This window comes from Klebsiella sp. HMSC25G12 (assembly GCF_001807705.1).
GTDB lineage: Bacteria > Pseudomonadota > Gammaproteobacteria > Enterobacterales > Enterobacteriaceae > Klebsiella > Klebsiella variicola.
The window spans coordinates 1-1738 of record NZ_KV789818.1; the positions used below are offsets into that span (position 1 = coordinate 1).

4 protein-coding genes are annotated in these 1738 nt (G+C 56.8%); 3 read left to right on the top strand and 1 reads right to left on the bottom strand.

Going from position 1 to position 1738, the window contains the following annotated elements; translation table 11 throughout:
* Positions 1 to 40: 40 nt before the first annotated feature.
* The 3 genes from HMPREF3096_RS04675 to HMPREF3096_RS04685 all read left to right on the top strand — a co-directional run bounded on the left by HMPREF3096_RS04675 (position 41) and on the right by HMPREF3096_RS04685 (position 1517).
* Positions 41 to 268, top strand: a complete 228-nt coding sequence (locus tag HMPREF3096_RS04675; protein ID WP_022644716.1) for a hypothetical protein — start codon at positions 41 to 43, stop codon at positions 266 to 268.
* A gap of 94 nt (positions 269 to 362) precedes the next feature.
* A complete protein-coding gene (locus HMPREF3096_RS04680; protein ID WP_020321344.1) occupies positions 363 to 593 on the top strand; it encodes a CCDC81 family HU domain 1-containing protein in 231 nt (76 codons plus the stop codon).
* Between the two features lie 48 nt (positions 594 to 641).
* On the top strand, positions 642 to 1517 hold the full coding sequence (locus tag HMPREF3096_RS04685) for a DUF4942 domain-containing protein (RefSeq protein WP_022644715.1): 876 nt from the start codon (positions 642 to 644) through the stop codon (positions 1515 to 1517).
* A 113-nt stretch (positions 1518 to 1630) separates the two neighbouring features.
* Here the strand turns inward: HMPREF3096_RS04685 and gvpC are convergent, their stop codons facing one another.
* Positions 1631 to 1735 carry a gas vesicle protein GvpC gene (gene gvpC, locus HMPREF3096_RS28670; RefSeq protein WP_049077807.1) on the bottom strand — a complete coding sequence of 35 codons (105 nt, stop codon included), beginning with the start codon at positions 1733 to 1735 and terminating at the stop codon, positions 1631 to 1633.
* Positions 1736 to 1738 lie beyond the last annotated feature (3 nt).

The following is a 1738-nucleotide window of genomic DNA, read 5'->3' on the forward strand; positions in this document are numbered from 1 at the left end:
AACTCAACGGGTGATGTTCTTTAAAAATCAGGAGGAAAAAATGCAGACACAGGCGATGCGTGTTTATCAGATCACATTTACCGGACGCGACGCAAAAGGCGTTATTCCGATGTTTACCCGCGTGAAAGCCATGACCGGAAAGGGCGCAATTAAGGCGTTTATTGAGCGTTACAAACCTGTTCAGGGCTGGTTTCTGGGCGATCCCGAAGACATTACCGACAACGTGCAAAAGGAGGCAGAAGAAGCAGAGAGCAAAACGCAGAGATGAAAAAAGCAGGGAAACCCCTGCTTTATCCACGCCGCAAAAATCGCTGTAACGACTTTGCGGCTATCGACTAACCAACTATAAAGGAGTCACCTAAATGACACCTGTCATTCTTCCACCTTCCGCAGAGGCTGTAAAGCCCCGCCGTCATTCCCGCATCCCCCGCGTCGATATTCCCGCGCCGGAAATTGACCCCACGCTCAGGGCATTCGGGCGGCATATCGCAAAAAGCATACGCAAGGGGCGTGGTGTTCACATCCCCGCGATGAAAAACGCCGATTTTGGTCAGGTGCTCCGCACCCTCGAACTGACACGCGCATTTAACTAACCAGGTGAGCCGCTCCGAAAGGGGCGGCAACAGCAGAAGGAGGACATCATGAATCACACCACCACACAGGCTGTCAGCGTCGACATTACCCCCCACAGCGGCGCGGGAGAGGTCATCCCGTCTTTGCCCGTTGAGCGCATTGTGGCGCAGCGAAACAGCGGAGTGACGGCGTTTCTGGAGGCGATAAGGCTGCTACGCGAGGCGCAGACATTCATTTTTGAAGCATCCGGGCGCGGGTGGATCTCCGGCATGACCGACATCATCGAACGCAGTCTGTCAGCCGACCGCAGCGCCACACGGGAAGCCGTTTTAAAACGCAGTATCTGCCGTTATGCCGATCGCGACATCTGGACGCGCCTGATGAATGACACGGGTATGTTTACGCTGATGAGCGAGGCGCAGCGCAAGGCGTGGGACACGCAGCTCTACAGCGACGACTGCCCCGAAATCACCCTCGACAACGTGATCGCCACGTTCCGGGCGCTTAACGCCAGCAAGGGAGAAACGTTTGAGCAGGGCGTGATTGACGTGTTCCGCAACCTCTCATGGGACTATAAAACGCATAACCCGTGCCTGCTGGGAAAAAAAATTATCATTGATGGTGTCCTGGACAATCATCGCGGGCTGTATTTTTCCGTGCGCACGTATGCACAGAACCGGATCGATGACCTTGCCCGCCCGTTCTGGTTACTCGACGGAAAGACCATTCCCGACAACCGCGTCTCCGAGGGGGCAAACCTGAGCGCGTTTATCAGCCAGGGCGGCGCGGCGAGTGTGGGCGAGGTGTTCACGTGTGAGTATTTCACGGTACGCACATACAAAAAAGGCTCCGCGCACGTCACCTTTACCCGGCCCGACCTGGTGGAGAAGGTGAACGATATTATCGCGCGGCACTATCCGGGGGCGCTGCCGCCGGTGGTCTGATGCACTGGCGGGGGACTCGTTCCCCCGTCACTGTCTGTCCGTCCGCCGAAAACCCGGCCTGCGGCGCGTGGCAGGGCTGCGCTGACGCGCCGCCACGGCCACTCTGTCACAGGTCAGATATCCTTTTCCCGGGCTGACTGTAACTGTTCCGCTGATATCTTCCCCTGCTTCATTCTCTCTTCTGCTGTGTCTTTCTGACAGGCCAGACCCGGGGACACCTT

Excerpts from the sequence above, each read along its gene's own strand:
- HMPREF3096_RS04680 (WP_020321344.1), top strand. The coding sequence starts at position 363 with ATGACACCTGTCATTCTTCCACCTTCCGCAGAGGCTGTAAAGCCCCGC.
- HMPREF3096_RS04685 (WP_022644715.1), top strand. The coding sequence starts at position 642 with ATGAATCACACCACCACACAGGCTGTCAGCGTCGACATTACCCCCCAC.
- HMPREF3096_RS04675 (WP_022644716.1), top strand. The coding sequence starts at position 41 with ATGCAGACACAGGCGATGCGTGTTTATCAGATCACATTTACCGGACGC.